Here is a 23,548-nt window from a genome sequence, read left to right as displayed (position 1 = left end):
CGCGTCGCCGTCACGCCGGTTGTGCCAGCGTCGCCAGCGCATCGCCGGTGACGCGGTACACCGTCCATTCCTCCATCGGCGCTGCCCCCATCGAGCGATAAAAGTCGATCGCCTTCTCGTTCCAGTCGAGCACCGACCATTCGAAGCGCGTGCAGCCCCGCGCCACCGCCAGCGCGGCCAGATGCTTCAGCAACGCCTTGCCCACGCCCGCCCCGCGCGCCTCGGGCGTGACATACAGATCCTCCAGATACAGCCCACGCCAGCCAGTCCAGGTCGAGAAATTGTGGAAGAACAACGCCATGCCGACGGGCTTGCCGTCGAGTTCGGCGATCACCGCCTCGGCTGCGGGGTGCGGCCCGAACAGCGCGTCCTGCAATAACGGCTCGGTCGCCACCACCTTGTCGGGCTCGCGCTCAAATTCGGCGAGTTCGCGCACCAGATGCAGGATCAGCGGCACATCGGCAGGGGTGGCAGGGCGGATATGGGTCATGCGGCAGCCTCGGTTTGCGGGGCGGCGGCGGCATGGCCGCGCACCGCAGCGACGCACCCCGCGATGATCAGCGCCGCCCCGAGGGTCGTGTAGAGCGACACCGTCTCGCCGAACACCCACCAACCGAGCAAAGCCGACCACAGAAAGGCGGTATATTCCACTGGTGCCAGCACCTGCGCCTCGGCCCGACCGTAAGCCCAGGCGAGCGCCATTGCAGAGACCGAGCCCAGCACCGCCGCCGCGCCGATCTGCGGCCATTGCGCCACCGTCGGCAGCCCCGAAAACCACGGTGCGCCGATCAGCAGCAACGCGCCCAGCACGATGCTGGTGAACAAGGCGACCTCCAGCGGATCGGCGACCTGCGCCTGCTGCCGCAGCAGGATCAGGCTATAAGCATAGAAGATCGAGGCGGCGAAAATGGCGATCGACCCCAGCACATGTGCGGTCGATGCATGTGCCTGCACCTCGCCCGCAGCGATCACCAGCACCCCAGCGCTCGCCACCACCGAGCCAAGGATCGCCCCGCGCCGGATCGTCTCCCCCAGCAGCGCGGCCGCGAAATACAAGGCGATCAGCGGCGCAAGAAAGGTCAGCGCCACACCCTGCGCCATCGGCACCCGCGCGAGGCCCCAGAAGAACAGCAGCACCGATACCCCCGCGGTCGCGCCGCGCAGCACATGCAGCCGCAACGCCGCCCGCCCCGGCCACGGCCGCCGTCGCACGACGAATACCGTGCCGAGCAGCGCCACACCCACCACCGATCGCCACAACACCGCCGAATAGGCCCCGCTGGCGATCGACAGCCCCTTCATCAGCACGTCCATCGTCGAATAGGTGGCGATGCCGATCGCGGCGACGGTAAAGGCGAGCGTGGCGGAAACGGGCTTCATGGCGCTGGGCATAGCGGCCTGCACCCTCAGCGTCACCCTTGCGCCGGCTCGCTCATTCCAGCGTCATGGTGTCGTCGGCTATTTTCACCGAGCCAATGTGCCGCAGGTAATTCTGGCCGAGCAGCGACATCTCGCTGTCCTGAAGCACGACCGCGCGCACGTCACTCGCGCGCTTGCCGTCCAGCACGATGGAGGCGATTCGCACTTCCTGCCCGCGAACATCGCCCGCAGCGCCTTTCCCGATCACGGTGAATTGGGCGGGATCGAACGCGACATGCGCGCGTCGTGCATCGTCCAGCGTCAGCGCGACGGTATCGGCACCGGTATCGACGAGGAAGCGAACCGGCTCGTCATTGACATTGGCGACGGCGAGGAAGTGCCCGCTGGGACTGCGTGCGATCCGGGTCGCGACGGGCATCTCGGCGGGGGGCGTCGCTGCCACGACAGCGATCGGGGCAGGTCGCGCAGCAGGAAGCGCAAGGCCAATGCCAATGCCTGCAAGAACGACAAGGCCAAGCGCGATTTTCATGACGGCTTGATAGCGCGTGGCTCCTTAGGGTCGGGCTAAGCCTTGTGCCTAAGGAGCCGTCAACGCGGGCGGAACGGGGGCTTGCCCCATACCCAGAATCCCGGGCGCGCAAGGCCCGGCGCGCGTTCCTATTCCGCCGCCACCGCGACTGCCGCCTCATGCGCCTCGATCGCCGCGGCCTTTTCCTCGACCAGCTTGACGATATGCTCCAGCATGTCCTCGCTGTTCACGGTGTGGTCGGTCACGCCTGACAGATACACCATGTGCTTGCCATTGCCGCCGCCAGTGAGGCCGATATCGGTCTCGCGCGCTTCGCCGGGGCCGTTGACGACGCAGCCGAGCACGCTCAGCGACATCGGGGTGCGGATGTGCTGGAGCCGTTCCTCCAGCGCCTGCACCGTGCGGATCACGTCAAAGCCCTGCCGCGCGCAGCTTGGGCACGACACCACGCGCACGCCGCGATTGCGGATGCCGAGCGCCTTCAGGATCTCGAAGCCGACGCGCACTTCCTCCTCGGGCTCGGCCGAAAGCGAGACGCGCAACGTGTCGCCAATGCCATACCACAAAAGCGAGCCGATCCCGATCGCCGACTTCACCGTGCCGCCGACGAAGCCGCCGGCCTCGGTAATGCCCAGATGCAGCGGGCAATCGACCGTCTCGGCCAGTTGCTGGTACGCCGCCACCGCCAGGAACAGGTCGGACGCCTTCACCGCCACCTTGAATTCGTGAAAGTCGCGGTCCTGCAGCAGCTTGATATGGTCGAGCGCGGATTCGACCAGCGCCTCGGGGCACGGCTCGCCGTACTTTTCGAGCAAGTCTTTTTCGAGGCTGCCAGCATTCACGCCGATGCGAATCGCACAGCCATTGGCCTTGGCAGCGTTGACGACTTCGTTGACGCGCTCGGCCGAGCCGATGTTGCCGGGGTTGATGCGCAGGCACGCAGCGCCCGCATCGGCGGCTTCGAGCGCGCGCTTATAGTGGAAATGGATATCGGCGACGATCGGCACGCGACTCGCGCGGACGATCTGCTTCAGCGCGGCGGTGCTCTCCACATCGGGGCACGACACGCGGATGATGTCGACGCCGGCATCTTCGCAGCGGCGGATCTGGTCGATCGTCGCCTTGGCATCGCTGGTCGGGGTGTTGGTCATCGTCTGGACGGTGACCGGCGCGTCGCCGCCGACGGGGACGTTGCCGACCATGATCTGGCGGCTCTTGCGGCGGGTAATGTCGCGCCACGGGCGAACGGACATGGAGAAATTCCTCTGGGTTGCGGTGCCCCTATAGCGCCGTCCTGCGCCAACCGAAACCGCTAGAGTTTGCGCCCGCAAAGACAACACCCTAAGGCCCCCGGATGGAACGGCATTACGGACTGGACTGGTTGCGCATCGGCGCATTCGGCCTGCTCATCCTCTATCATATCGGCATGGTCTTCGTCCCCTGGGGCTTCCATGCCAAGACCGCGCAGCCGCTGCCATGGGTGGTGGTGCCGATGCTGGCGATCAACAGCTGGCGCCTGCTGCTGCTGTTCGTGGTGTCGGGCTATGCCAGCCGCGCGTTGCTGGTGCGCGGGGATGGCACCAAGGATTTCGTCGCCAACCGTACGCTGCGGCTGATCCTGCCCTTGCTGTTCGGGGTGGTGGTGATCGTGCCGGTGCAGCCGTGGGTCGAACTGGTCACCCAGCACGGCTATCCGCATGGCTTTCCCTATTTCCTCGGGCATGATTATTTCCGCTTTGTCACCATCAGCGGCATCGCGCTGCCGACTTGGCAGCATCTGTGGTTCGTCGGCTATCTGTGGATCTATACGATGCTGCTGGCGCTGGCGGTCGCATTGGTCGGGCAACGGAGCCTCCAGCCTGTGTTCGACCGCATGTTTGGCGGCGTGCTGGTGTGGTTGATCCCGGCGGTGTGGCTGGTGGTGGTCAGCGCGTGGCTGTTCCCCGGCGTCGCGCCGACCAACGATCTGGTCGGCGATCTGGTGTCGCACGCGCAATATCTGCCAGGCTTCTTGTTCGGCTTCGCGCTTGCTGGCTCCGCGAGCGGGCTTGCAGCGATGCGGCGGTGGTGGCCGTGGGCGCTCGTCACCGCATTGGTTTGCTACGCGCTGGTCGCGGCAATCGAGCTGCGCTGGCCGAACAGCGCCAGCCCGGCCTGGCCGTGGGGCCTCCTGTTCGCCAGCGCCCGCGCGCTACAGGGCTGGAGCATGATCGTCGCACTGATCGGCCTCGCCGATTCCTATCTCAATCGCGATCACCCGTGGCGACGCGTGCTGACCGAAGCGGTGTTTCCCTTCTACCTGATCCACCAGACGATCATCGTCGGGGTCGAGGGCTGGCTGCTCCACTTCGGCCTGCCGCGCGCTGCGGAATTCGCTATCCTGCTGGTGGCGACGCTCGGCGGCTGCTGGATCTTTTATGCGGTGGGGCGCGAAATCGGCTGGTTGCGGCCGCTGATCGGCCTGCGACCGCGCGCTCGTAAGGAAGGGATGCGATGAGCTGGACGTTGGTGCTGCACGGCGGCGCGGGGCAAATGACGCGCGACACGATCACCCCTGCGCAAGCCGAGGGCGCGCGCGCGGGTCTCGGCCGCGCGCTCAATGCCGGGGCGGCGATCCTCGCGGATGGCGGTGCAGCGCTCGACGCGGTCGAAGCGGCGGTGCGCGTGCTGGAGGACGACCCGCATTTCAACGCCGGGCGCGGTGCCGCGCTGACCCGCGCGGGCGTGGCCGAGCTTGACGCCGCGATCATGGACGGGCGCGACCGGGCGGCGGGTGCTGTGGCGGGCGTTACGACCGCGCGCCACCCGGTGTCGCTCGCCCGCGCGGTGATGGTGCACAGCCCGCACGTGTTGCTCAGCGGCGCGGGTGCCGAAACCTTCGCGCGGGAACAGGGTTGCGAATCCGCGACGCAGGACTGGCTGATCCTGCCCGAACGCCGTGCTCAGTTGGATGAGATGCTCGGCGGTGGCGGCGCGTTCGACGTCGACATGAAATATGGCACGGTCGGCGCGGTCGCCTGCGATGCGGCGGGCCATGTTGCAGCGGCAACCTCGACCGGTGGCGTGACCGGCAAGAATTGGGGTCGCATCGGCGATTCGCCTTTGATCGGGGCTGGCACCTATGCCGATGACCGCGCGGGCGCGGTGTCGTGCACTGGCGCGGGCGAGTTCTTCATCCGCGTCAACGTCGCCCACGAAATCTGCGCGCGGGCGCGCCTGGCAGGCGAATCGCTCGAGGTTGCGGCTCAGGCCGTGCTGTCAGAGGTCGCCGCGCTCGGCGGCACCGGTGGGGTGATCGTCACCGGCCCCAACGGTGAGGCGCTGTGGCACTTCACCACCCCCGGCATGTACCGCGCGCGCCTCGGCTCCGACGGCCAGCGCGACGTCGCCATTTTCGGCGACGACTGAAATTCCCTCTCCCATCGGGAGAGGGAGGGAGCCGCAAGGCGGCGGAAGGGTGAGGGACGATCACGCCTTTCGCGATGCCCGCCACACGACTAAAGCCATCCCATGACCTGTATCCGTCGCGTTCGCCCCGGCTTTGCCGTTCTCGCCACCCTGCTGGCCGCCACCGTCGCCGCGCCCGCTTCGGCCTATTGGGAATATGGCCATCAGACCGTTGCCCGCATCGCCGAAGCCAATGTCCGCCCCAAGACGCGTGCCGCGATTCGCGACCTGCTCCGCCATTTCGACCTGCTCGGTACGCCCGAGTGCAAGGCCGCGACCATTGCCGAAGCCAGCGTCTGGGCCGATTGCGTCAAGCCGCTCAAGGATGCGAACGGCAAATCGCGCTTCGGCTATGCCTATACTTGGCATTTTCAGGACGTGAACATCTGCCACCCGTTCGATCTGGTGGTGCCGTGCAAGGACGGCAATTGCGTCTCTGCGCAAATCACGCGCGACGTCGCCTTGCTCAAGAACCGTCACGCACCCGAAAAGGATCGCGTCGAGGCACTCGCTTTCCTGATCCACTTCGTCGGCGATCTCCACCAGCCACTTCATGCCGGCGAGAAGGACGACAAGGGCGGCAATGACGTGAAGGCGGTTTATGGCAGTTACAGCCCGCCGCGGCTCAACCTGCACAGCATCTGGGACGGCTATCTCGCCGAACGCGCCATCACCACCGGCCCGTCACTGGTGCACCGCTATCCGGCCGCCGTGCGCGCGAAAGTCGCCGCGGGGGATGTCACCGACTGGAGCCGCGAAAGCTGGCACGTCGCGCATGACGCAGCCTATGGCAGCGCGATGGCCGACCCGTGCGCGCCGACCCCGGCCCGCGTGACACTCGACGAAGCGACGATCGAGAAGCTCGTGCCCGTCGCCCGGCTCGAGGTCGAACGCGGCGGCCTGCGCCTCGCCAAATTGCTCGACGCAGCGTTGGGGTGAGACCACTCGACCCCGCCTTCCGTTCGCCCTGAGCTTCTCGAAGGGCACCCTCCCCCACGCAACGGCGCGTGCCGCGGAGGGGGTGGGCTTCGACAGGCTCAGCCCGAACGGTATGGGGCAGCTCGCACCCGCGCTACCGCCCCACGAACGTCGCGACCGCGTCCGCCACGCTAGGAGAAATCGGCAGCGTCGCATCGCGGTAGGTGGCAAGGTTGGCCGCGCGATCGTCGCTCGCCACTGGCCGCAGCACGTGGTTGATGCCGGGCAGTAGCGTCAGCGTGCCCTTGGGCTGGGCGCGATGCAGCGCCTCGGCATCGGCGACGCTCACCTGTATGTCGCGCGTGCCCTGCAGAATCAGCACCGGCAGTTTTACCGCAGCAACAAGCCGTGCGGGATCGTGCGACAGCAAGTCGATCCAATAGCCCTGCAAACGGTCAGGAAACAGCGTCTGCAGCGGCACGGGCAATTGCGTCGCGTCGATTCGTTTGCCCGCCTCCAGCGACGCAATCGCCGCATCGGCGGCGGGCAGCAGCGGCGCATTGGCCGGGTTCGCCCGCAATTGCTCGCGCAGCACCGCCCCCATCGGGCGGCCGACGCTCGACACCAGGATCAACCCGCAGATCCCGACGGGGCTCTGCGCGGCCTGCAACGCGACCAACCCGCCCTCGCTATGGCCGAGCAGCCAGATGCACGCGCGCCCGGTCCGGGCGCGTGCGACCTTGCTCCACGCCTGTACGTCGGCGGCATAATCGGCGGTGGTTACGGCATTGGGGTCGGCCTGCGCCGCCTTGCTGCCGAACAGCCCGCGCTTGTCGATGCGCAGCGTGGCGATGCCCTTGGCGGCGAGCGCCTCGGCGAGCTGGCGATAGGGGCCGCCCGCCACGCCCAGCGGATTGTTGCCGTCGCGGTCGGTCGGCCCCGACCCCGGGATCAGCAGAACCAGCGGGGCCTTGGCGTCGGGATCGAGCAGCGTCCCCGCGAGCGCCCCTTCGGGGCCCGGTGCGGTGAGGTCAGTCGGCACCGGGGTCGTGGCGACAGCGGGAGAGGCGATCAGCGCCGCCGCGGCGAGAAGCGTGGCGCGGATCATTTGCGCGTTCCCCAATGCCAGCCCAGCCCGCCCTGCGTCTTGCGGATCGCGATCATCGTGAACAGCCCGACCAATGCCACGCCGATGCCGATTTGCCCGATCTGGTCCCGCAGGAGCAGGATGTCGGCGCTCAACAGGCCAGCAAAAACGATCGTGGCCACCCAGCCCTGCCACGTCACCGGCGTGACGCCGAAGCCAAACATGTGCGGCACGAACCAATAGCCCTTTTCGACCCGATAATGATCGACCAGATCACGCGTCTTCACGGTCTTCTCCCTTGGGTGGGCGCCCGCGCCGGGGCGGATTGGGGGCAGCGAGTTTCACGCCGCGCTTGGCCAGCGCCTCGCGCAAGAGGCATTCGAATTCGGCATTGACGCTCCGCAAATCGGCCGCCGCCATCCGCTCGACCGCGGCATACAGCGCGGGGTCGAGACGCAAGGGAAACGCCTTTTTGGGGGGAGCCGCCAAGGTGCGCGTCCTATTGGTAGAGCGAACCGGCGTTGACGACCGGCTGGGTATCGCGCTCGCCGCACAACACGACCATCAGATTGGAGACCATCGCCGCGCGGCGTTCGTCGTCCAGTTCGACCACCCCCTTGGCGGAGAGCAGATCCAGCGCCATCTCGACCATGCCGACCGCGCCCTCGACCAATGTCTTGCGCGCCGCGACCACCGCTTGCGCCTGTTGCCGCCGCAACATCGCGCCCGCGATTTCCGGGGCATAAGCCAAGTGCGTGAAGCCGCATTCGTCCACGGTGATGCCCGCCGTCACCAACCGCGCGATCAATTCCTGGCGCAGCTCCGCTCCGACCTGATCGTGATTGCCGCGCAGTGTCACTTCCTGATGCTCATAATCGTCATAGGGGTAGCGCGCGCCGATCGTGCGCACCGCCGCCTCGATCTGGACGATCACGAATGCCTTGTAATCGTCGATATCGAACAGCGCCTGCGCGGTATCGGTCACGCGCCACACGACTTGCGCCGCGATCTCGATCGGGTTGCCGCGCAGGTCGTTCACCTTCAGCCGTTCCGAAATCATGTTGTTGGCGCGCAGCGACACCTTCTTGCGCCCCAGCCACGGCAACAGCCAGCGCAGACCGGTATTGCGATCGGTGCCCTTATACGCGCCGAACAGCGTGATCGCCGTCGCCTGATTGGGCTGCTGCATATAGAAACCGCCGGACACGAAAACGAACACGATGCTCGCCACCGCCACGATCGGCCCGCCCAGATCGGCTTGGTGCTTGAGCAACGTCACACCGAAAACTCCCAGCGCCAGCGACGCCAGCATCACCAGCAGCATCGCATAGCCGCTCGACGTCGATGCGCCATGCTCGCGCGACAGCGTCAGCGCGGTGTTGCGTGTACCCGACTCGACCATCTGTTCCTCCCGTTAAATATGATATCATATTTATATCGAAGTCAGGTGCGCCGCAAGAGGGCGAAAGGACGGAGGCGAACGGGTGACAGACAGCAAAAGGGCGACGCCGGCAAAGCCGACGCCGCCCTTTGTCTCAACCCCGCCAAGGCGGAGCAGGCGATCTCAATTGAGAACGATGGTAACCGCGCGGCGGTTCTGTGCCCAGGCAGCTTCGTCCGAACCCAGTGCGATCGGGCGTTCCTTGCCGTAGCTGATCGTCGAGATGCGACCCGGCGCAACGCCGCGCGCAGCCAGATAATTCTTGGCGGCGAGCGCACGACGATCCCCCAGCGCGAGGTTATATTCGCGCGTACCGCGCTCGTCGCAATGGCCTTCCAGGCTGACCGGCACGTTGGGGTAACGCGTCAGCCACTGCGCCTGGCTGTCGAGGATCGAACGTGCCCGGTCATCCAGCGAGAAGCTGTCGAGCGCGAAATTGACGGTGTTGCTGGTGACCGAACGCTCGAAGTCGGCGCGCGAACCTGGCGCGATGCTGCCCTGGCCGGCATTGGGATCGACGACCGACGGGCCGGGCGCAGGCGGAATGACCGCAGGCGGCTTCTTGGCGCAAGCCGCAGTGAACAATGCGGTCCCGATCAGCAGCGAGGTCGTCAATTTAGCCATGTCAGCGTCTCCTTAGGGGAAAGGTGGTGATACAAGCGTACACACAATTTGCGTCAGGGGCGTAACGGTCCCCAGGCGGGATCGGATCCATCGAGCACCGTCGGAACGCGGCGAACGTTCACCCCCGTGAGATCGACCGACCACAAATCGGCGCGCCCGTTCCCGCCACCGCTCGAGCGGAAGAACATCAGCACGCGGCCATTGGGCGACCAGCTTGGCCCTTCATCCTGCGCACCGTCGGTCAGCAATTGCTCATTGCCGCCGGCCGGGCTCATGATGCCGATGCGGAACGACCCGCCAATCTTGGTGAAGGCGATCAGATTGCCGCGTGGGCTCCACACCGGCGTCGCATAGCGCCCGCTGCCGAAGCTGATGCGCTGCTGCTGCGATCCGTCGGCGTTCATCACGTACAATTGCTGCGTGCCCGAACGATCGCTCTCGAACACGATGCGCGAACCGTCGGGCGAATAAGTGCCGCCGGTGTCGATCGCGGGGGAATCGGTCAGCCGCTGCGGCGTGCCACCGCTCAGCGGCACGCGGTAGATGTCGGTATTGCCGCCGACCGCCATCGAGAACAGCACCCACTTGCCGTCGGGCGATACGCGCGGCGCAAACGTCAAATTGGTGTTGGGCACCAGCAGCCGCTGCCGGCCGCTCGCCAGATCATAAACATAGATGGCCGGGCGATCGTCGACATAGCTCATATAAACGATCGAGCGCTGGTCGGGCGAAAGGCGCGGCGTCAGCGCGATCGCCTGGCCGTTGGTCAGGAAGCGGTGGTTGCCACCATCCTGATCCATGATTGCCAGCCGCTTGATCCGCTTGCCCTTGGGGCCCGTCTCAGAGACGTAGACGACGCGGCTGTCGAAATACGGGCCTTCGCCGGTCAGCTTCGAATAGACCATGTCGGCGCATTTGTGTCCGGCGCGCCGCCATTCGCTCGGCGGCACGACAAAGCCCTGCCGCGCCAGCTCCGCGCGCGAAAACACGTCATAGAGATAGCAGCCGACCGTCAGCGTGCCATCGCCATTGGCGCGGATGAACCCCTGTACCAGCGCCGACGCCCCCGCCCCACCCCAATAGTCGAAGGTCGGCGCGGTCACTTCGGGGAAGAGCACCGGTTTCACGCCCGAATCGAGCGGCTTGAACAGGCCCGAGTTGCGCAAGTCGGTGGTGACGATCTGCGCGAGCTGCTGCCCGAGCTGGTCGGTGCGCCCGGCGGGCGTATTCACCACCTCGGACGTCGGCATAACCGGAATGGCGATGCCGAGCGGAGCCGACACGCCGCCCACGACATCGACCACCAATTCCCCTTGTTGCTGCGGGTTGGAGCTCCCGGGCTGGCCCGGTGCCTGGGGTGCCGAGGTCCCGGTCTGCGGGGTCGCCTGCGGGCCGCTGGGAAATGGCACAGGCAAGGGAGCCGCTGCGGTCTGCGCCTGGGCTGCCCCAGCGGTGACACCGGCGAGCGCAAGCGCGAAGATCATCTTGTGGAGCATCATCGTCCTTCTCAGCCCGGCATGTGGTAGGTCAGGGTAAACACCTTCCACCCGCGTGGCACGTCATAAAGCTCGAGCGGAAGGCCCCGTAGCGGCGTGCAGCCCATGAAGGTCGCAATCGCGGCACGGTCCACCGCATCGACATAGATGCGATTGTCGTCATCGACGCCGCTGTGCCTCGGCAGGATCGCCGGGCGTGCGGCCAGCGACCCGTCGCGATTAAACTGCAACCGCACATAAGCGACGATCTTCGCCGCGCCCGGCCCGGGAATCACCTGCCGGTTGGCGCAGGGTTGCACTTGCCGCTGGATCGCCGAACCGATGTCTGCGGCCGCCTTGGCATCCATCGTCGCGCCGGGGGCGGCTTGCGACACCTTGGCACGCGACGGGGACTGGGTCAGCCCTTTGCGGAAATCGTCGTCGAGCAGCGATCCGGTCGGGCGCGGCTTGGTCGCTTTCGGGTTGGTACCGGCCGCCTTGGACACCGACGCCTTGGCCTCGGTCTTGGCTGCGGGAGCCGCAGCCTTCACCGGCGGCGTCTTGGTCTTGACCGGCTTGTCCGGCTTTTCCGCCACCGGCTTTTTGGGCGCGGGGACGGGCTTGGGCGCTGGCTTGGGCGGGGGCGCGGCCTCCGGCTGCGGCTTGGGTGGAGCCGGTTCGGGCGTGACCTTCTCAACCTTGGCCGGGGGCGGGGCTTCCTCGGGCGGCCCCGCTTCGGGTGCGGCGGACTGTGCGGGCGGCTCGGGTGCCGCCGGGGCGTGCTGGTCGAGCGCGACATCGTCGGCAAGCGACACTTCGATCGGCTTATTCTGCGGCGGTGGGGGCGGGGCGCTCGTCCAGGCAAGCGAGAGCAGCGCGAACACCGCGACATGGCCGACCACAGCCAGCCCCAGCCCCAGTCCGTCACGCCGCGTCATTTGCCGTCCTGGCCGACCGTGACCAGCGCGACGCGGTTGAGCCCGGCGCGGTTGAGTTCGCCCATTACGCGCATCACCCGCCCATAATCGAGCTTGCGATCGGCGCGCAGGAACACTTGCGGCGGCTTGGCGGGGTCGGCCTTGGCCGCGATCTGCGACAGAATGTCGGGAAGCAGCGCCTCATTGACCGCTTCCTTGTCGACGAACAGCTTGCCTGCCGCGTCGATCGAAATCTGTACCGGCTTCTGGTCCTGGTCGAGCGGCTTGGCGCGGCTGTCGGGCAAATTCACCGGCACGCCGGCCGTCAGCAACGGCGCGGTGACCATGAAGATGATGAGCAACACCAACATCACGTCGACCATCGGCGTGACGTTGATGTCGGCCATCGGTGCGCGCCGCCCGCGGCCGCGCTGGGAGGGAAGGTTCATCGCCATCGCGGTTTATACCCCGCCCGCCATCAAGAATGATCCGGAGATCCTACTCACCGCCGAACCTCGACTTCGAGCTGACGGCTGAGGGTTGCGTGGAACGCATCGGCAAAGCGATTGAGCCGCGCCTCGATCCGGTTGATGCTGTGGCTGAAGCGATTGTAGGCGATCACCGCCGGAATGGCCGCAAACAGGCCGAGCGCTGTGGCGAACAGCGCCTCGGCAATGCCCGGGGCCACCACTGCGAGCGAGGTGTTCTGCGCCGCCGCAATGCCGGTGAAGCTGCGCATGATGCCCCACACCGTGCCGAACAAGCCAACGAACGGTGCGACCGCGCCAACCGTCGCCAGGATATTCAACCGGTCCGACAGCGTATCGATCTCGCTTGCAACCGCCGAGCCCATCGCCGTCGCGAGCCGCTCTCGCGTGCCTTCGCGGTCGACATGGCCGCCTGCGGTCGAGCGCCGCCATTCCGCGACCCCCGCCGTAAACACGCGCGCGATCGGCAATGTGTTCTCGCTCTCCACGCGGTGGAACGCATCGATATCCTCGGCCTTCCAGAAATCCCGCTCGAACCGCGTGATCTGGCGACGCGTGCTGCCCAGCTTGAAGAGGAAACCAAGGATCACCGCCCAGGTCGCGACGCTCGCCAGCATCAGTCCGATCATCACGGTCTTCACCACCAAATCCGCCTGAAGGAACAGCGCGATCGGCGACAGGGTCGTCGCATCGGTATTGAGCATGAATCCGTTCACGAAAGCTGATCTCCTGATGTCGTAACGCCTTCGCCCATCACTTGGGCGAAAGCGGCAATCCAATCCCTGGGCTGGCGCACCGCGCGCCCCGCTGCACCGACCAGCGCTGCGGTCACGTCTGCCTCGGTCAGTATCTCACCGCCGCGCATGACTCGCTGATGAATATCGACCGATGCAGCGCGAACTTTTGTAAGTCTGGTCACAACGAGCAGCGCATCATCGAGTTTCGCGGGCGCGCGATAGCGGATGTTGAGTGCGGTCACCGCATACGCCCCGCCGCCGCTTTCCTGATGCGCACGCTGGTCGATGCCGGCCTGGCGCAGCATGTCCGAACGCGCCCGCTCCATATAGCGCAGGTAATTGGCGTGATAGACGATCCCCGAAAGATCGGTGTCCTCGAAATAGACGCGCAGCGCGAAGCGATGCTCGCCCGCGACGATACGGCCTTGCGTCGGCAAATCGAGGTCGGCGTGCGGCATGACGTCGCCCTGTAACGGCACGCGCGCGATCCGAAAACCCCGCATAGGCGCGCCGTACCTACTGGACGGCCATGGTGTATCGCTTAAACAGAACACATGATCGATTCCCCGCACGCGCCCGCCTTGCGCATCCGAGGCCTGGCCAAGAGCTTCGACAAGCCTGTCATCACCGGGCTCGATCTCGATATTGCCGGGGGTCAGCTTTACGCGCTGCTCGGCCCGAACGGCGCGGGCAAGACCACCACGCTGCGCATGGTCGCCGGGCTCGCCAAGCCCGACGCCGGGTCGATCGAAATTTTCGGTATCAACACGCGGCGCGATCCGCTCGGGGCCAAGGCGATCACCGCCTGGCTGCCCGATGAGCCGATGCTCTATGACAAATTGTCGCCGCTCGAATATCTCGCCTTTGTCGCCGGGCTGTGGCGGATGGACCCCGGCTTCGCGGCGCGCGAAGCCGATCGGCTGCTCCACTGGCTCGATTTGTGGGAGCAACGCGACACGCGCTGCGAAGGCTTTTCGCGCGGCATGAAGCAGAAGGTCGCGCTGGCGGGGGCGTTGATCCATGATCCCAAGCTCCTGATCCTCGACGAACCGCTGACCGGGCTCGATGCGAGCATGGCGCGCTCGGTCAAGGATGCGCTGCGGGCGCAGGTGGAAGCGGGCAAGACCGTGATCGTCACCACCCACATCCTCGAAGTGGCGGAACGCATGGCCGATCGCATTGGCATCATCGGCGGCGGGCGCTTGCTCGCCGAGGGCACGCTCGATGAACTGCGCGACCGTGCCGGCACCGAGGGCATGACGCTGGAAGACACCTTCATCCGCCTGACCAGCGCGGAGCCCGTGGCCGCATGAACTGGGCGATGCGCCGGGCGCGGCCGGGAAGCTTCGTCTGGCTGGCGCTGCACGAATTGCGCCTGACGTTCCGCGCCCGCCCCAGCAAAGGTGCGTCGCGCTGGATTGGCTATGGTCTGCTCGGGCTGTGGCTGTTGATCGGGTGTGCGACCGGCTGGGCGCTGCGGGATACCCCGATTCCGGTCTTGCCCGAGATGTTGATCGCCGTGCTTGGGGCGAGCCTGCTCGCGCTGACCTTCATGACCGCGCAGGCGATGATCGGCAGCCAGCGCACGCTCTATGAGAGCGGCGACCTGTCGCTGCTGTTTACCGCGCCCGTGCCCGAGCGAACGGTCTTGCTGGCCAAATTGCTGGGGATCGCCGGCGCGATTGCGCTGACCTACGCGACGTTGCTGTTGCCGATGGTCGTACCGGTTGCGATTCTCGGCCATCCACAGCTGTTCGGGCTGGTCGCGTTGCTCGCTGCGCTCGCCTTTGCCGCCGCCGCTCTTGGCCTCGCGCTGACGCTGACGATCGCTACGCTGGTCGGCCCGCGCGCCGCGCGCACCGTCGGCCAGATCGTCGCCGCAGTGCTCGGCGGCGCGATCTTCCTCGGCACGCAATTGGTGTCGCATAGCGACCGGCGCGCGGGTGCCTTGGTCGCGCTGTTCGAGCGTCTGCGCGCAAACGGCGTTGGATCGCACGGGCTCTCCGCTTTGCCCGGTCGCGCGGCCCTGGGCGATCCGCTCGCCATCTTCATCCTGCTGGGCGGTGCGCTGCTGCTGTTCGTCGCCGCCGGATCGGCGCTGCAGCGGCTTTTCCTGTCGGGCTATCAGGATGGCGGTATGCGCCTGTCGCGCAGCAAGCCGACCGGCCGCGCCAGCGGACGCCTGTTTCACGCCGGGCTGACGCGCACGATTTTCGCCAAGGAGTGGCGGCTGCTCGCGCGCGACCCGGCGCTCGCCTTCCAGATCGTGGTGCGGCTGATCTACATGGCCCCCTTATTGTTCGTCGCCTTTGGCAAGGGGCACACCCTCCCCCTCCCGGCGACCCTGGCTTTTGGCAGCGTGTTCATCGCGAGCCAGCTCGTCGGCAGCTTTGCCTGGCTGACGGTTTCGGCGGAGGATTCGCCCGATCTGCTGGCGGTCGCGCCGGTCGGCAAGGACGAGATCGACATTGCGAAACTGCTCGCCGCCTTCGCGATGGCCGCGCCGTTTGCGCTGCTGCTGCCGATCGCCATCGCCACCCAGACGGTGCTGGGGGCCGCGATCACGCTGGTGATGACCGCCTTTGGCGGCGCGGCGGCGGGCTATGTCGAACTCAAGCTCGGCAAACCCGGCCAGCGCAGCACGTTCGTGCGCCGCCGTCAGGGCGGCGTGGTCGCGGGCATTTTGTCGCTGCTGATCGCCTTCATCTTCGGCGGCGGCGCGGCGCTGGCGGTGTTTATGCTCGGCGGAGGGCTGGCGCAGCTCGGCTGAGGCTCAGGCCGCGCGCTGTGCCAGCGCGGCGGCGGCTTCCTCCATCAGGCTGGCGATGATGTCGGCGACGGGTTCTTCCTTGGTCACCATGCCGACCGACTGGCCCGCCATCAGGCTGCCATGCTCGACATCGCCCTCGATCACCGCGCGCCGCAAGGCGCCCGCCCAATAATGCTCGATCTGCAATTGCGCCTCGGCCATCGCGATCGTGCCCTCGTCCAGCGCCTGCGCGACTTCGCGCTGCTTGGCGGTAAACAGATCAGCGCCCGCATTCTTCAGCGCGCGCACCGGGATGACGGGCAAGCGCGGATCGATCTGTACGCTTGCCACCGCATCACGCGCCGATGCGCGCAGAAAGGCCTTCTTGAAGTTCGGATGCGCAATGCTCTCGGTCGCGCAGGCGAAGCGCGTGCCGAGCTGCACGCCCGCCGCGCCCATGTCGAGATACGCGGCGATCGCCTCGCCGCGCCCGATGCCCCCCGCCACGAACACCGGCACCTTGTCGGCAACGTCGGGCAGGATTTCCTGTGCGAGCACGCTGGTCGACACCGGGCCGATATGCCCGCCCGCTTCCATACCCTCGACGACCAGCGCATCGACGCCCGAGCGGATCAGTTTCTTGGCGAGGCTGAGCGCCGGGGCGAAACAGATCAGCTTGGCACCCTTGGCCTTGATCGCGTCGATCGATCCCGCCGGGGGCAAACCGCCGGCCAGCACGACATGGCCGACGCCGTGGCGGCTGCACACCTCGATCAGATCGAACAGCGCCGGGTGCATGGTGATAAGGTTCACGCCGAACGGCTTGTCGGTCATCGCCTTGGTCGCGGCGATTTCGGCATCGAGCAATTCCGGCGTCATCGCGCCACAGGCGATCAGGCCGAACCCGCCCGCATTGGAAATGGCCGAGACGAGGTGCCGCTCGGACACCCACGACATCGCGCCACAGATGATCGCGGTCTCGCTGCCCAGAAAGGCCGTGCCGCGCGCCATGCGGCGCTTAAGACGCTCCGCGCCGGAAAGCGGAGATACAATGGAAGTCGCTTGGGTCATGCCATTGTGCCTAGCCGCTACGGTCAAGACCATCTAGCCCCCTCCGACATTCCCCGAAAAGCGGTTTGCGTCGACGAAGCGGACGCTCGCTCTTTCCGCGCGCCATTCGCTCCAGATCGGATCGACCTCGCTCAATCCTCTCTACAAACCGTCAAATTGGTTCAGCAATACGGTGCAATAATATCCATCCATAGTATGACCGCCGTGTCGCTTATAGGATGTTGCGATGACACTATCACCGACGCCTTCTACGCATCATATCTATTGATCGTCTTTCATCGGGATCGCGATCTACCGCCTAGACTGGCTGATCTGATACCTCTTGTCGCAAGTTAGTGATGTGCAGCGTATCCTTCTCGCAATGGAGATGATCATGCCTAGCCAATATACCATCTATCTGGTCAATCAGTCGTCCTCGACGCAGACGTTCTGGTGCTTTCTCACCCGGCCTGCGGAAATCGCGAGCGACCCGAACGTCTTCGCCAATTCGAGCGCGTCGATCGCGATCGACTCGAACGATCCGAGCACAAATTACTTCGTTATCCCCGTGCAATATTCGGTCGGTGCCGGTGCCAGCAACAACGCCGTCGGCCTCGACGTTCAAGTCACCTCGACGATCTCGCAAAACAGCGATCTCGCCCAGGTGTGGAACGCCGATTATGCCAACGCTCCGCCCAAAAAGGGGCCAAAACTTAACGCAGCGAGCACGTCAACCGGCCCGAACAGCATCAAACTCGTCACCAACTCCTTCAACCAGGAAGATAACGAGGCGCTGGGCTGGTACAGCAACCAGTCGTTCGGCATCCAGACGGCCAGCGGCTTCATGGGCATGACCTGGTCACCCTCGCCCAATCAGAGCCGGACCCTGACGCCGAAACTGAGCTTCTACATCAGCGTCGGATCGTTCGGATCCTCGACCCTCGCCGACTGGACGCAGGTCAGCAACGACTCCGCCCAGGTCTCGGTCCCCGGCTCCTTCTCCGGCGGGGCGTGCACCGTAACATTGCTGAACAACGGAAAGTGGAAGATCGCGCCGGGCAAGCCAGCCCAGTTCGCGTTGCTGGAAAATCTCGCCTTCCTGAAATCCGACGAGCATTCGCAGTTGATGGCGATGGCGTATCTGGAAGACGCCACGATCCAACAGGATACCGTGACGCAGGTTCACTGGGACACGTCCTCCGTGGCAAAGCTTTCCGCCGAAGAAGAAGCGGAGGGCTATGTCGCGAACACGTTCCTCACCGGGACGATCACCGTGGCGACAGCGTTGACGGCCGGATTTGCTTACTTCGTGGTGAGCGGGGTGCAATTCTCGATCACCAGCGTCAACGGCGCGACCACCGTGAACTTCAGCTATAGCGGCGCGCAGTCGGCCGCCACCATCCAAAACCTCCTGGTCGCGGGTGCCCAGGCCATCTTTGGCGGCAACAGGCCCTGAAGGGCGCAACCGTCCGTGCGGCTCGGCAAAGGTGACATCCCGGTGAAAACCACCCCCTTCTCACCGACGCCCGACGAGATCGCACAGGCAAACCCGCGCTTCACCCCGGTGGCTGCAGACACGCTGTATGCAGCCACCGCATACCCGCCCACCACGACCGTCACCATCAAACCTGCGCAGGATTACGCGATCGCACTGGTGGCTACTTTTTTCCGTCGGACCTGGCCCAACTTGGCGGGGAACGCATCGTCGCCGGATTGCAGACCGTCGACACCAACGTGTACATCGCCTTCAACCGCGATCTGCCAGTGTCCTGGTTCGCATCGATTTATAAGGCTGGCGAGATCAGCCCCAATGCGGCGGCGTTTCCCTATTCCAGCGATGCCGACAGCTTCATACTGCCGCTCAACAAAGCGGTCACGCTCACCCATGATTCGGCCGGGTGGCATATCCCAAGCTATGATGCCACGCTCTACAAAGTGACCGTCGGCTTTGGCCTCGGCACCGATCCCATCTTTTGTGCCTATGCGCTGCAAGTCTCGCCCGTCAGCACCGCCGTGGTGGCAGCGGGGGGATTTCAGCTCGTCCGAGATGCGGGCGGGCAGGAGATCGGTGATGTCATCTCGGTGGCGGAGGAAGCCTGGTCGATGCCGATCGGCGGGCAGTATATTCTGACCTTCGATGCCTCCGGCAATGGCACGCTCAGCACCCGCTGAGCGGGCCGTTTTCGCCGTTCAGGCGGCATCCTCGGCATCGAGCCCGTATGCCGTGTGCAGCACGCGCACCGCCAGCTCGGTATAATCCTCCTCGATCAGCACCGAGACCTTGATTTCGGAGGTCGAGATCGCCTGGATGTTGATGCCGCGCTCGCCCAGCGTCGAGAACATCGTGCTGGCGACACCGGCGTGGCTGCGCATCCCCACGCCCACCACCGAAATCTTGGCAACGCGCGTATCGTGCACCAGCGAGGCGAAGCCGATCTTTTCGCGCGCGGCGTTCAGCGCCTCGATCGAGCGCGCCAGATCGGCCGCCGGCACGGTGAAGGTCACGTCGGTCGAGCCTGCCGCATGGGCGATATTCTGGATAATCATGTCGACGTTGATGTTCGCCGCCGCAAGCGGTTCGAAGATCGCCGCGACCGCGCCCGGCTTGTCGGGCACCGCCGTCAGCGTGATCTTGGCTTCGTTCTTGTCATGCGCGATGCCGGTGATGAGCTGGCTTTCCATGTCTTCAATCTCCTCTTCGCCGACGATCATCGTGCCGGGCAATGTATCCGCCATCGGTGCGTCCTCACCAGTGAAGGACGACAGCACTTGCACGCGCACGCCTTCCTTCATCGCGAGCCCGACCGAGCGCGTCTGGAGCACCTTGGCCCCCACGCTGGCAAGCTCCAGCATCTCTTCGTAGGTGACTTTCTTCAATTTGCGCGCGCGCGGGACGATGCGCGGGTCGGTGGTGTAGACCCCGTCGACATCGGTGTAGATGTCGCAGCGATCCGCCTTCATCGCCGCCGCCATTGCCACTGCCGACGTATCGGAGCCGCCACGGCCAAGCGTGGTGACGCGGCCATCCGCATCGATGCCTTGGAAACCGGGGATCACTGCCACTTCGCCCGCCGCGAGACTGGCCTCCAGCGCAGCCATGTCGATGCCTTCGATCCGGGCCGAGGCGTGCGCATCCGACGTCGCGATCGGCAATTGCCAGCCAAGCCAGCTGCGCGCCGGCACCCCCGCCGCCTGCAGCGCGATCGCCAGCAAGCCACTGGTGATCTGCTCGCCTGCCGAGACGACAACGTCATATTCCTTGGGGTCGTAAAGCGACGACGCCTCGCGGCAGAAGCCGACCAGCCGATCGGTCTCGCCCGCCATCGCCGATACCACCACCGCGACCTGATTGCCCGCCGCGACTTCGCGTTTGACGCGCGCGGCAACGCTGCGGATCCGTTCGATCCCGGCCATCGAGGTGCCGCCGAATTTCATCACGATACGGGCCATGCGCAGCAGACATCCTTGAGCTGGGGCTTGGGCTATTGGGGGCGTCCTGATAGGAAGCGCACATGAAGAGCGCAACCGTAACGTCTGTAACCACTATCAACCCCGCGGAAGCCGCCCATTTCGGCGCGATGGCGGCGGATTGGTGGGATCCCAAGGGCTCCTCGGCGATGTTGCACCGCTTGAACCCGGTGCGCCTGCGCTATCTGCGCGAACGGATCGATGCGCAGTGGCATGGCGACGAGACGGGCTTCACCCCGCTTGCGGGCAAGCGTGCGCTCGATGTCGGCTGCGGTGCCGGTTTGCTGTGCGAACCGCTGGCGCGCTTGGGAGCGAGCGTCACCGGGCTCGACGCGGCGGCCGAGAATATTGCGGTGGCGAGCGCGCATGCTGCGCAATCGGGCCTCGCGATCGACTATCGCACCGGCAGCGTCGAGAATCTGGACGGCGCAACCTTTGATCTCGTCACCAGCATGGAAGTGATCGAGCACGTTACCGACCCTGCCGCCTTCATTGCCGGGCTGGCGGGTGCGCTGGCGGAGGGTGGCCTGCTAATCCTCTCCACCCCCAACCGCACGGCATTGTCACGCCTCGCGCTGATCACCGTTGGCGAAGGGCTCGGGCAAATCCCGCGCGGCACGCATGACTGGGACAAGTTCCTGACGCCGGATGCCCTGACCGAATTGGTCGAGGCGGCGGGCTTGCGCGTCGTCGATGTGCGCGGGCTCGGCTTCTCGGTCGCCAAGGGCTTCGTACTGAGCGACGACACCAAGCTCGATTATTTCGTGACGGCGGTGCGGGCATAACGCCAACACGCGCGCCATTCTTCCCCCCCTCCCTGGAAGGGAGGGGCTGGGGGTGGGTGGCTCTCCGTGCTGGGCGACAGCGCGACCAACGGGCCGACCCACCCCCGCCCCCTTCCTTCCAGGGAGGGGAGCGCCGCTCACTACAACCCCAGCCGACGCTCCAGCCAGCGCGCCGCATCCTCGGGCGACACTTTGCCCCGGTCGCGGTCGACCAGATAATTCGCCTCGCGCATCGAAGCGACCGGGATGCGCCCGACCAGCGGCTTGAGCGCCGCCACCAGCCTAGCGTCCTTCGCCCGCTTGGGTGCCAGCAGCAGAATCGCGTCATAGCCCGGAATCGCGCGGCGCGGGTCGGTGAGCACGGTCAAATGCTCCGCCGCGATCCGCCCGTCCGAGGAAAAGGCCGAGATGACATCGACCTGACCGCTCTCCAGCGCGCGGTACATGAAGGTCGGGCTGTAGGCGTGCGTGGCGGCAAAGCGGATTGGATAAGCGCGCTGCACCGCCGCCCATTCGGGCCGCTCCAGAAATTCGAGGTCGGACCCGAGCGTCAGCCCCGGCGCCGCGCGCGCCAGATCGTCGAGCGAGACGATCCCCTTAGCCCGCGCCGCTTCGCCGCGCATCGCAAAGGCATAGGCATTTTCGAACCCCAAGGCCCCGAGCAGCCGCACGCCCGACGTCTGCGCGCTCCACGCACCGATCGCCGCCACCATCGCGGGCCGCGCGGGCGTGTCGCTGCGCCGCATCGCATTGGTCCAGAGCGTCCCCGCATAATCGACATAGACGTCGATCGGGCCCGAACTGAGCGCGCCATAAATCACCGCCGAGCCCAGCCCCTCGCGATATTCGACACGGTAACCCGCTTGCTCAAGCCGATGCCCGATCACGCGTGCGAGAATATATTGCTCGGAGAAGTTCTTGGCACCGATCACGATCGTCGGCGAACGCGGCACCGCCAGCGGCGCAAGCGCGGCCAGCACGCCGAGCAGCAGCACCGCGCCCGCGCCGTAAACCCGCCCGCGCCTGCGGGTCGCAATACCGCGCTCGATCAGACCGAGCAGCGCATCCACCGCCAGCGCCAGCCCCGCCGCGCTGACGCACCCGGCCAGTACCAACGCCCAATTCTGCGTCTGCAACCCGGCGAAGATCAGATCGCCCAGGCTCGGCTGGCCGACCGTGGTCGATAGCGTCGCCGCACCGATCGTCCACACGGCAGCCGTGCGCACGCCCGCCATCAGCACGGGTGCCACCAACGGGGCCTCGACCAGCCGCAGCTTCTGCCACGCCGTCATGCCGATGCCGTCCGCCGCCTCGATCACGGCGGGGTCGATCCCGGCGAGCCCGGTCACGCCGTTGCGCAGGATCGGCAGCAGCGCATAGAGCGTCAGCGCCAGCAGCGAAGGCAGGAAGCCCAAGGCCGGTATCCCGCCCCCGACCAGCCCCGACACGAACAGCAACAGCGGATAGAAGAGCGCGAGCAGTGCCAGGCTCGGGATCGTCTGCACCAAACTCGCAAAGGCCAGCGCGACCCGCGCAACACCCGGCCGCCGCGCCGACCAGATCGCCAGCGGCAGGCTGATCGCCAGCCCCAGCGCCAATGCCGCCGCCGCCAGCAACAGATGCGCGGCGAGCAGCGGCGGCACGCGCGTCATCGCCTCGAGGAACGGGCTCATGCCCCCTCCTCCAGCGCGCGCAACCGCCGCGCCTGTTCACGCGGTACCGCCACCAAGGCATCCGCCACCGCGCCGCCTTGCCCGGCGAGCAAGGCTTGCGGCGTGGCGTCCGCCACGATCCGCCCAGCATCCATCACCAGCACCCGGTCCGCCAGGATCAACGCCTCGGCCATGTCATGCGTCACCATGATCGTGGTCAGGCCCAACCGATCGTGAAGCGCGCGCACCGCTGTGCCGAGTTGGTCGCGCGTCACCGGATCGAGCGCGCCGAACGGTTCGTCGAGCAACAACAGCCCCGGCGCGGTCGCAAGCGCGCGCGCCACGCCGACGCGCTGCCGTTGCCCGCCCGACAGCGCATCGGGCATCCGCACGGCGAAAGCCTGCGGCAAATCGACCAGATCGAGCAATGCCGCCACGCGCGCGGCAGTGTCGCGCCCGCCCGCCAGCCGCAGCCCTATCGCGACATTCTCGCCCACCGTCATATGCGGGAACAGCCCGATATTCTGGAAGACATAGCCGATCCGCCGGCGCAGCGCGGGTGCCGCACCCTCGGCAACATCCGTCCCGTCGATCCGCACAAGCCCCGCGCTCGGCACGATCAAGCGGTTGATCATCTTTAGCAGCGTCGATTTGCCGGAGCCCGAACTCCCGACCAACGCGACGAAAGCGCCGCCCGCAATTTCCAGCGAGACATCGTCCACCGCGACCGCGCCGCCACGGTAGCGCTTCGTCACCGCGTCGAAGGCAACGCTTGGGCCTGTACTGTGAGAATCCGGCATC

At 66.2% G+C, this 23,548-nt stretch carries 26 protein-coding genes; 8 read left to right on the top strand and 18 right to left on the bottom strand.

What is annotated here, in order from left to right:
- Positions 1–10 precede the first annotated feature (10 nt).
- The 4 genes from ACP7BY_RS07900 to ispG all read right to left on the bottom strand — a co-directional run bounded on the left by ACP7BY_RS07900 (position 11) and on the right by ispG (position 3,162).
- Positions 11–490 carry a GNAT family N-acetyltransferase gene (locus tag ACP7BY_RS07900; RefSeq protein WP_033965470.1) on the bottom strand — a complete coding sequence of 160 codons (480 nt, stop codon included), beginning with the start codon at positions 488–490 and terminating at the stop codon, positions 11–13.
- Entirely contained in the window at positions 487–1,392 is a 906-nt protein-coding gene (locus ACP7BY_RS07895) for a DMT family transporter (RefSeq protein WP_033965471.1), read from the bottom strand. The genes ACP7BY_RS07900 and ACP7BY_RS07895 overlap by 4 nt, the downstream gene beginning before the upstream one ends.
- Positions 1,393–1,432: 40 nt before the next feature.
- A complete protein-coding gene (locus ACP7BY_RS07890) occupies positions 1,433–1,909 on the bottom strand; it encodes a retropepsin-like aspartic protease family protein (RefSeq protein WP_033965473.1) in 477 nt (158 codons plus the stop codon).
- A 128-nt stretch (positions 1,910–2,037) separates the two neighbouring features.
- Positions 2,038–3,162 (bottom strand): flavodoxin-dependent (E)-4-hydroxy-3-methylbut-2-enyl-diphosphate synthase, encoded by a 1,125-nt coding sequence (ispG, locus tag ACP7BY_RS07885; RefSeq protein ID WP_126849373.1) that lies wholly within the window; start codon positions 3,160–3,162, stop codon positions 2,038–2,040.
- Positions 3,163–3,263: 101 nt separating this feature from the next.
- Between ispG and ACP7BY_RS07880 the strand changes: the two genes are divergently transcribed.
- The 3 genes from ACP7BY_RS07880 (at position 3,264) to ACP7BY_RS07870 (ending at position 6,295) form a co-directional block, all read left to right on the top strand.
- Positions 3,264–4,406 (top strand): acyltransferase family protein, encoded by a 1,143-nt coding sequence (locus tag ACP7BY_RS07880; protein WP_033965475.1) that lies wholly within the window; start codon positions 3,264–3,266, stop codon positions 4,404–4,406.
- A complete protein-coding gene (locus ACP7BY_RS07875) occupies positions 4,403–5,317 on the top strand; it encodes an isoaspartyl peptidase/L-asparaginase family protein (RefSeq protein ID WP_137902738.1) in 915 nt (304 codons plus the stop codon). Before ACP7BY_RS07880 ends, ACP7BY_RS07875 begins: the two co-directional genes overlap by 4 nt.
- A gap of 102 nt (positions 5,318–5,419) precedes the next feature.
- A complete protein-coding gene (locus ACP7BY_RS07870) occupies positions 5,420–6,295 on the top strand; it encodes a S1/P1 nuclease (protein ID WP_033963918.1) in 876 nt (291 codons plus the stop codon).
- Positions 6,296–6,428: 133 nt separating this feature from the next.
- Here ACP7BY_RS07870 and ACP7BY_RS07865 read toward each other — a convergent pair whose 3' ends face one another.
- From ACP7BY_RS07865 to ybgC, 10 genes are all read right to left on the bottom strand, one after another.
- Positions 6,429–7,382: an alpha/beta hydrolase gene (locus ACP7BY_RS07865; RefSeq protein ID WP_137902737.1), complete on the bottom strand. Its 954-nt coding sequence runs from the start codon at positions 7,380–7,382 to the stop codon at positions 6,429–6,431.
- Positions 7,379–7,648 carry a hypothetical protein gene (locus ACP7BY_RS07860; protein ID WP_137902736.1) on the bottom strand — a complete coding sequence of 90 codons (270 nt, stop codon included), beginning with the start codon at positions 7,646–7,648 and terminating at the stop codon, positions 7,379–7,381. Before ACP7BY_RS07860 ends, ACP7BY_RS07865 begins: the two co-directional genes overlap by 4 nt.
- Positions 7,635–7,850: a toxin-antitoxin system HicB family antitoxin gene (locus ACP7BY_RS07855; protein WP_137902735.1), complete on the bottom strand. Its 216-nt coding sequence runs from the start codon at positions 7,848–7,850 to the stop codon at positions 7,635–7,637. Before ACP7BY_RS07855 ends, ACP7BY_RS07860 begins: the two co-directional genes overlap by 14 nt.
- A gap of 10 nt (positions 7,851–7,860) precedes the next feature.
- Entirely contained in the window at positions 7,861–8,763 is a 903-nt protein-coding gene (locus ACP7BY_RS07850) for an SPFH domain-containing protein (RefSeq protein WP_033963919.1), read from the bottom strand.
- Between the two features lie 162 nt (positions 8,764–8,925).
- Entirely contained in the window at positions 8,926–9,426 is a 501-nt protein-coding gene (gene pal, locus ACP7BY_RS07845) for a peptidoglycan-associated lipoprotein Pal (RefSeq protein WP_033963920.1), read from the bottom strand.
- A 53-nt stretch (positions 9,427–9,479) separates the two neighbouring features.
- Positions 9,480–10,925, bottom strand: a complete 1,446-nt coding sequence (gene tolB, locus ACP7BY_RS07840) for a Tol-Pal system beta propeller repeat protein TolB (protein WP_126849381.1) — start codon at positions 10,923–10,925, stop codon at positions 9,480–9,482.
- A gap of 8 nt (positions 10,926–10,933) precedes the next feature.
- On the bottom strand, positions 10,934–11,839 hold the full coding sequence (locus ACP7BY_RS07835) for a cell envelope biogenesis protein TolA (protein ID WP_137902734.1): 906 nt from the start codon (positions 11,837–11,839) through the stop codon (positions 10,934–10,936).
- The gene (gene tolR, locus ACP7BY_RS07830; protein WP_010405075.1) at positions 11,836–12,273 is read right to left on the bottom strand and encodes a protein TolR; all 438 of its coding nucleotides are present in this window, start codon (positions 12,271–12,273) and stop codon (positions 11,836–11,838) included. The genes ACP7BY_RS07835 and tolR overlap by 4 nt, the downstream gene beginning before the upstream one ends.
- A 47-nt stretch (positions 12,274–12,320) precedes the next feature.
- Positions 12,321–13,010, bottom strand: a complete 690-nt coding sequence (tolQ, locus tag ACP7BY_RS07825; RefSeq protein WP_052192487.1) for a protein TolQ — start codon at positions 13,008–13,010, stop codon at positions 12,321–12,323.
- Between the two features lie 8 nt (positions 13,011–13,018).
- A complete protein-coding gene (gene ybgC / locus ACP7BY_RS07820) occupies positions 13,019–13,546 on the bottom strand; it encodes a tol-pal system-associated acyl-CoA thioesterase (RefSeq protein ID WP_405053000.1) in 528 nt (175 codons plus the stop codon).
- A gap of 51 nt (positions 13,547–13,597) precedes the next feature.
- Between ybgC and ACP7BY_RS07815 the strand changes: the two genes are divergently transcribed.
- Positions 13,598–14,356: an ABC transporter ATP-binding protein gene (locus ACP7BY_RS07815; protein WP_033966528.1), complete on the top strand. Its 759-nt coding sequence runs from the start codon at positions 13,598–13,600 to the stop codon at positions 14,354–14,356.
- Positions 14,353–15,813 carry a hypothetical protein gene (locus ACP7BY_RS07810; protein ID WP_033966527.1) on the top strand — a complete coding sequence of 487 codons (1,461 nt, stop codon included), beginning with the start codon at positions 14,353–14,355 and terminating at the stop codon, positions 15,811–15,813. Before ACP7BY_RS07815 ends, ACP7BY_RS07810 begins: the two co-directional genes overlap by 4 nt.
- Before the next feature lie 3 nt (positions 15,814–15,816).
- On the opposite strand, the gene ACP7BY_RS07805 is transcribed toward ACP7BY_RS07810, so the two are convergent.
- Positions 15,817–16,803: an NAD(P)H-dependent flavin oxidoreductase gene (locus tag ACP7BY_RS07805; protein WP_137902761.1), complete on the bottom strand. Its 987-nt coding sequence runs from the start codon at positions 16,801–16,803 to the stop codon at positions 15,817–15,819.
- 433 nt (positions 16,804–17,236) lie between these two features.
- On the opposite strand from ACP7BY_RS07805, the gene ACP7BY_RS07800 reads away from it, so the two are divergent.
- Together ACP7BY_RS07800 and ACP7BY_RS07795 are read left to right on the top strand one after the other, a co-directional pair.
- The gene (locus ACP7BY_RS07800; protein ID WP_033966533.1) at positions 17,237–18,298 is read left to right on the top strand and encodes a hypothetical protein; all 1,062 of its coding nucleotides are present in this window, start codon (positions 17,237–17,239) and stop codon (positions 18,296–18,298) included.
- 257 nt (positions 18,299–18,555) lie between these two features.
- Positions 18,556–19,014 carry a hypothetical protein gene (locus ACP7BY_RS07795; protein WP_249340834.1) on the top strand — a complete coding sequence of 153 codons (459 nt, stop codon included), beginning with the start codon at positions 18,556–18,558 and terminating at the stop codon, positions 19,012–19,014.
- An 18-nt stretch (positions 19,015–19,032) separates the two neighbouring features.
- On the opposite strand, the gene ACP7BY_RS07790 is transcribed toward ACP7BY_RS07795, so the two are convergent.
- Positions 19,033–20,292, bottom strand: a complete 1,260-nt coding sequence (locus ACP7BY_RS07790) for an aspartate kinase (protein ID WP_033966526.1) — start codon at positions 20,290–20,292, stop codon at positions 19,033–19,035.
- Positions 20,293–20,354: 62 nt separating this feature from the next.
- On the opposite strand from ACP7BY_RS07790, the gene ubiG reads away from it, so the two are divergent.
- Positions 20,355–21,095, top strand: coding sequence for a bifunctional 2-polyprenyl-6-hydroxyphenol methylase/3-demethylubiquinol 3-O-methyltransferase UbiG (ubiG, locus tag ACP7BY_RS07785; RefSeq protein ID WP_033966525.1), 741 nt, complete (start codon positions 20,355–20,357; stop codon positions 21,093–21,095).
- Positions 21,096–21,235: 140 nt separating this feature from the next.
- On the opposite strand, the gene ACP7BY_RS07780 is transcribed toward ubiG, so the two are convergent.
- Together ACP7BY_RS07780 and ACP7BY_RS07775 are read right to left on the bottom strand one after the other, a co-directional pair.
- Positions 21,236–22,768: an ABC transporter permease/substrate-binding protein gene (locus ACP7BY_RS07780; protein WP_033966015.1), complete on the bottom strand. Its 1,533-nt coding sequence runs from the start codon at positions 22,766–22,768 to the stop codon at positions 21,236–21,238.
- Positions 22,765–23,547: an ATP-binding cassette domain-containing protein gene (locus tag ACP7BY_RS07775; protein ID WP_126846825.1), complete on the bottom strand. Its 783-nt coding sequence runs from the start codon at positions 23,545–23,547 to the stop codon at positions 22,765–22,767. Before ACP7BY_RS07775 ends, ACP7BY_RS07780 begins: the two co-directional genes overlap by 4 nt.
- Between the last annotated feature and the right edge of the window lies 1 nt (position 23,548).

This window comes from Sphingomonas sp. PSPC2-2, from assembly GCF_049897725.1.
Classification (GTDB): Bacteria; Pseudomonadota; Alphaproteobacteria; order Sphingomonadales; family Sphingomonadaceae; genus Sphingomonas.
This window is presented reverse-complemented; position numbering and strand designations above follow the sequence as displayed.

Coding starts and splice junctions, on each gene's coding strand:
- tolQ (WP_052192487.1), bottom strand. CDS start 13,010: ATGCTCAATACCGATGCGACGACCCTGTCGCCGATCGCGCTGTTCCTT.
- ACP7BY_RS07815 (WP_033966528.1), top strand. CDS start 13,598: ATGATCGATTCCCCGCACGCGCCCGCCTTGCGCATCCGAGGCCTGGCC.
- tolR (WP_010405075.1), bottom strand. CDS start 12,273: ATGGCGATGAACCTTCCCTCCCAGCGCGGCCGCGGGCGGCGCGCACCG.
- ACP7BY_RS07865 (WP_137902737.1), bottom strand. CDS start 7,382: ATGATCCGCGCCACGCTTCTCGCCGCGGCGGCGCTGATCGCCTCTCCC.
- ACP7BY_RS07875 (WP_137902738.1), top strand. CDS start 4,403: ATGAGCTGGACGTTGGTGCTGCACGGCGGCGCGGGGCAAATGACGCGC.
- ispG (WP_126849373.1), bottom strand. CDS start 3,162: ATGTCCGTTCGCCCGTGGCGCGACATTACCCGCCGCAAGAGCCGCCAG.
- ACP7BY_RS07805 (WP_137902761.1), bottom strand. CDS start 16,803: ATGGCGCGCGGCACGGCCTTTCTGGGCAGCGAGACCGCGATCATCTGT.
- ACP7BY_RS07880 (WP_033965475.1), top strand. CDS start 3,264: ATGGAACGGCATTACGGACTGGACTGGTTGCGCATCGGCGCATTCGGC.
- ACP7BY_RS07800 (WP_033966533.1), top strand. CDS start 17,237: ATGCCTAGCCAATATACCATCTATCTGGTCAATCAGTCGTCCTCGACG.
- ACP7BY_RS07900 (WP_033965470.1), bottom strand. CDS start 490: ATGACCCATATCCGCCCTGCCACCCCTGCCGATGTGCCGCTGATCCTG.
- ACP7BY_RS07775 (WP_126846825.1), bottom strand. CDS start 23,547: ATGCCGGATTCTCACAGTACAGGCCCAAGCGTTGCCTTCGACGCGGTG.
- ACP7BY_RS07810 (WP_033966527.1), top strand. CDS start 14,353: ATGAACTGGGCGATGCGCCGGGCGCGGCCGGGAAGCTTCGTCTGGCTG.
- ACP7BY_RS07835 (WP_137902734.1), bottom strand. CDS start 11,839: ATGACGCGGCGTGACGGACTGGGGCTGGGGCTGGCTGTGGTCGGCCAT.
- ybgC (WP_405053000.1), bottom strand. CDS start 13,546: ATGCGGGGTTTTCGGATCGCGCGCGTGCCGTTACAGGGCGACGTCATG.
- ACP7BY_RS07870 (WP_033963918.1), top strand. CDS start 5,420: ATGACCTGTATCCGTCGCGTTCGCCCCGGCTTTGCCGTTCTCGCCACC.
- pal (WP_033963920.1), bottom strand. CDS start 9,426: ATGGCTAAATTGACGACCTCGCTGCTGATCGGGACCGCATTGTTCACT.
- tolB (WP_126849381.1), bottom strand. CDS start 10,925: ATGATGCTCCACAAGATGATCTTCGCGCTTGCGCTCGCCGGTGTCACC.
- ACP7BY_RS07850 (WP_033963919.1), bottom strand. CDS start 8,763: ATGGTCGAGTCGGGTACACGCAACACCGCGCTGACGCTGTCGCGCGAG.
- ACP7BY_RS07790 (WP_033966526.1), bottom strand. CDS start 20,292: ATGGCCCGTATCGTGATGAAATTCGGCGGCACCTCGATGGCCGGGATC.
- ubiG (WP_033966525.1), top strand. CDS start 20,355: ATGAAGAGCGCAACCGTAACGTCTGTAACCACTATCAACCCCGCGGAA.
- ACP7BY_RS07895 (WP_033965471.1), bottom strand. CDS start 1,392: ATGCCCAGCGCCATGAAGCCCGTTTCCGCCACGCTCGCCTTTACCGTC.
- ACP7BY_RS07890 (WP_033965473.1), bottom strand. CDS start 1,909: ATGAAAATCGCGCTTGGCCTTGTCGTTCTTGCAGGCATTGGCATTGGC.
- ACP7BY_RS07780 (WP_033966015.1), bottom strand. CDS start 22,768: ATGAGCCCGTTCCTCGAGGCGATGACGCGCGTGCCGCCGCTGCTCGCC.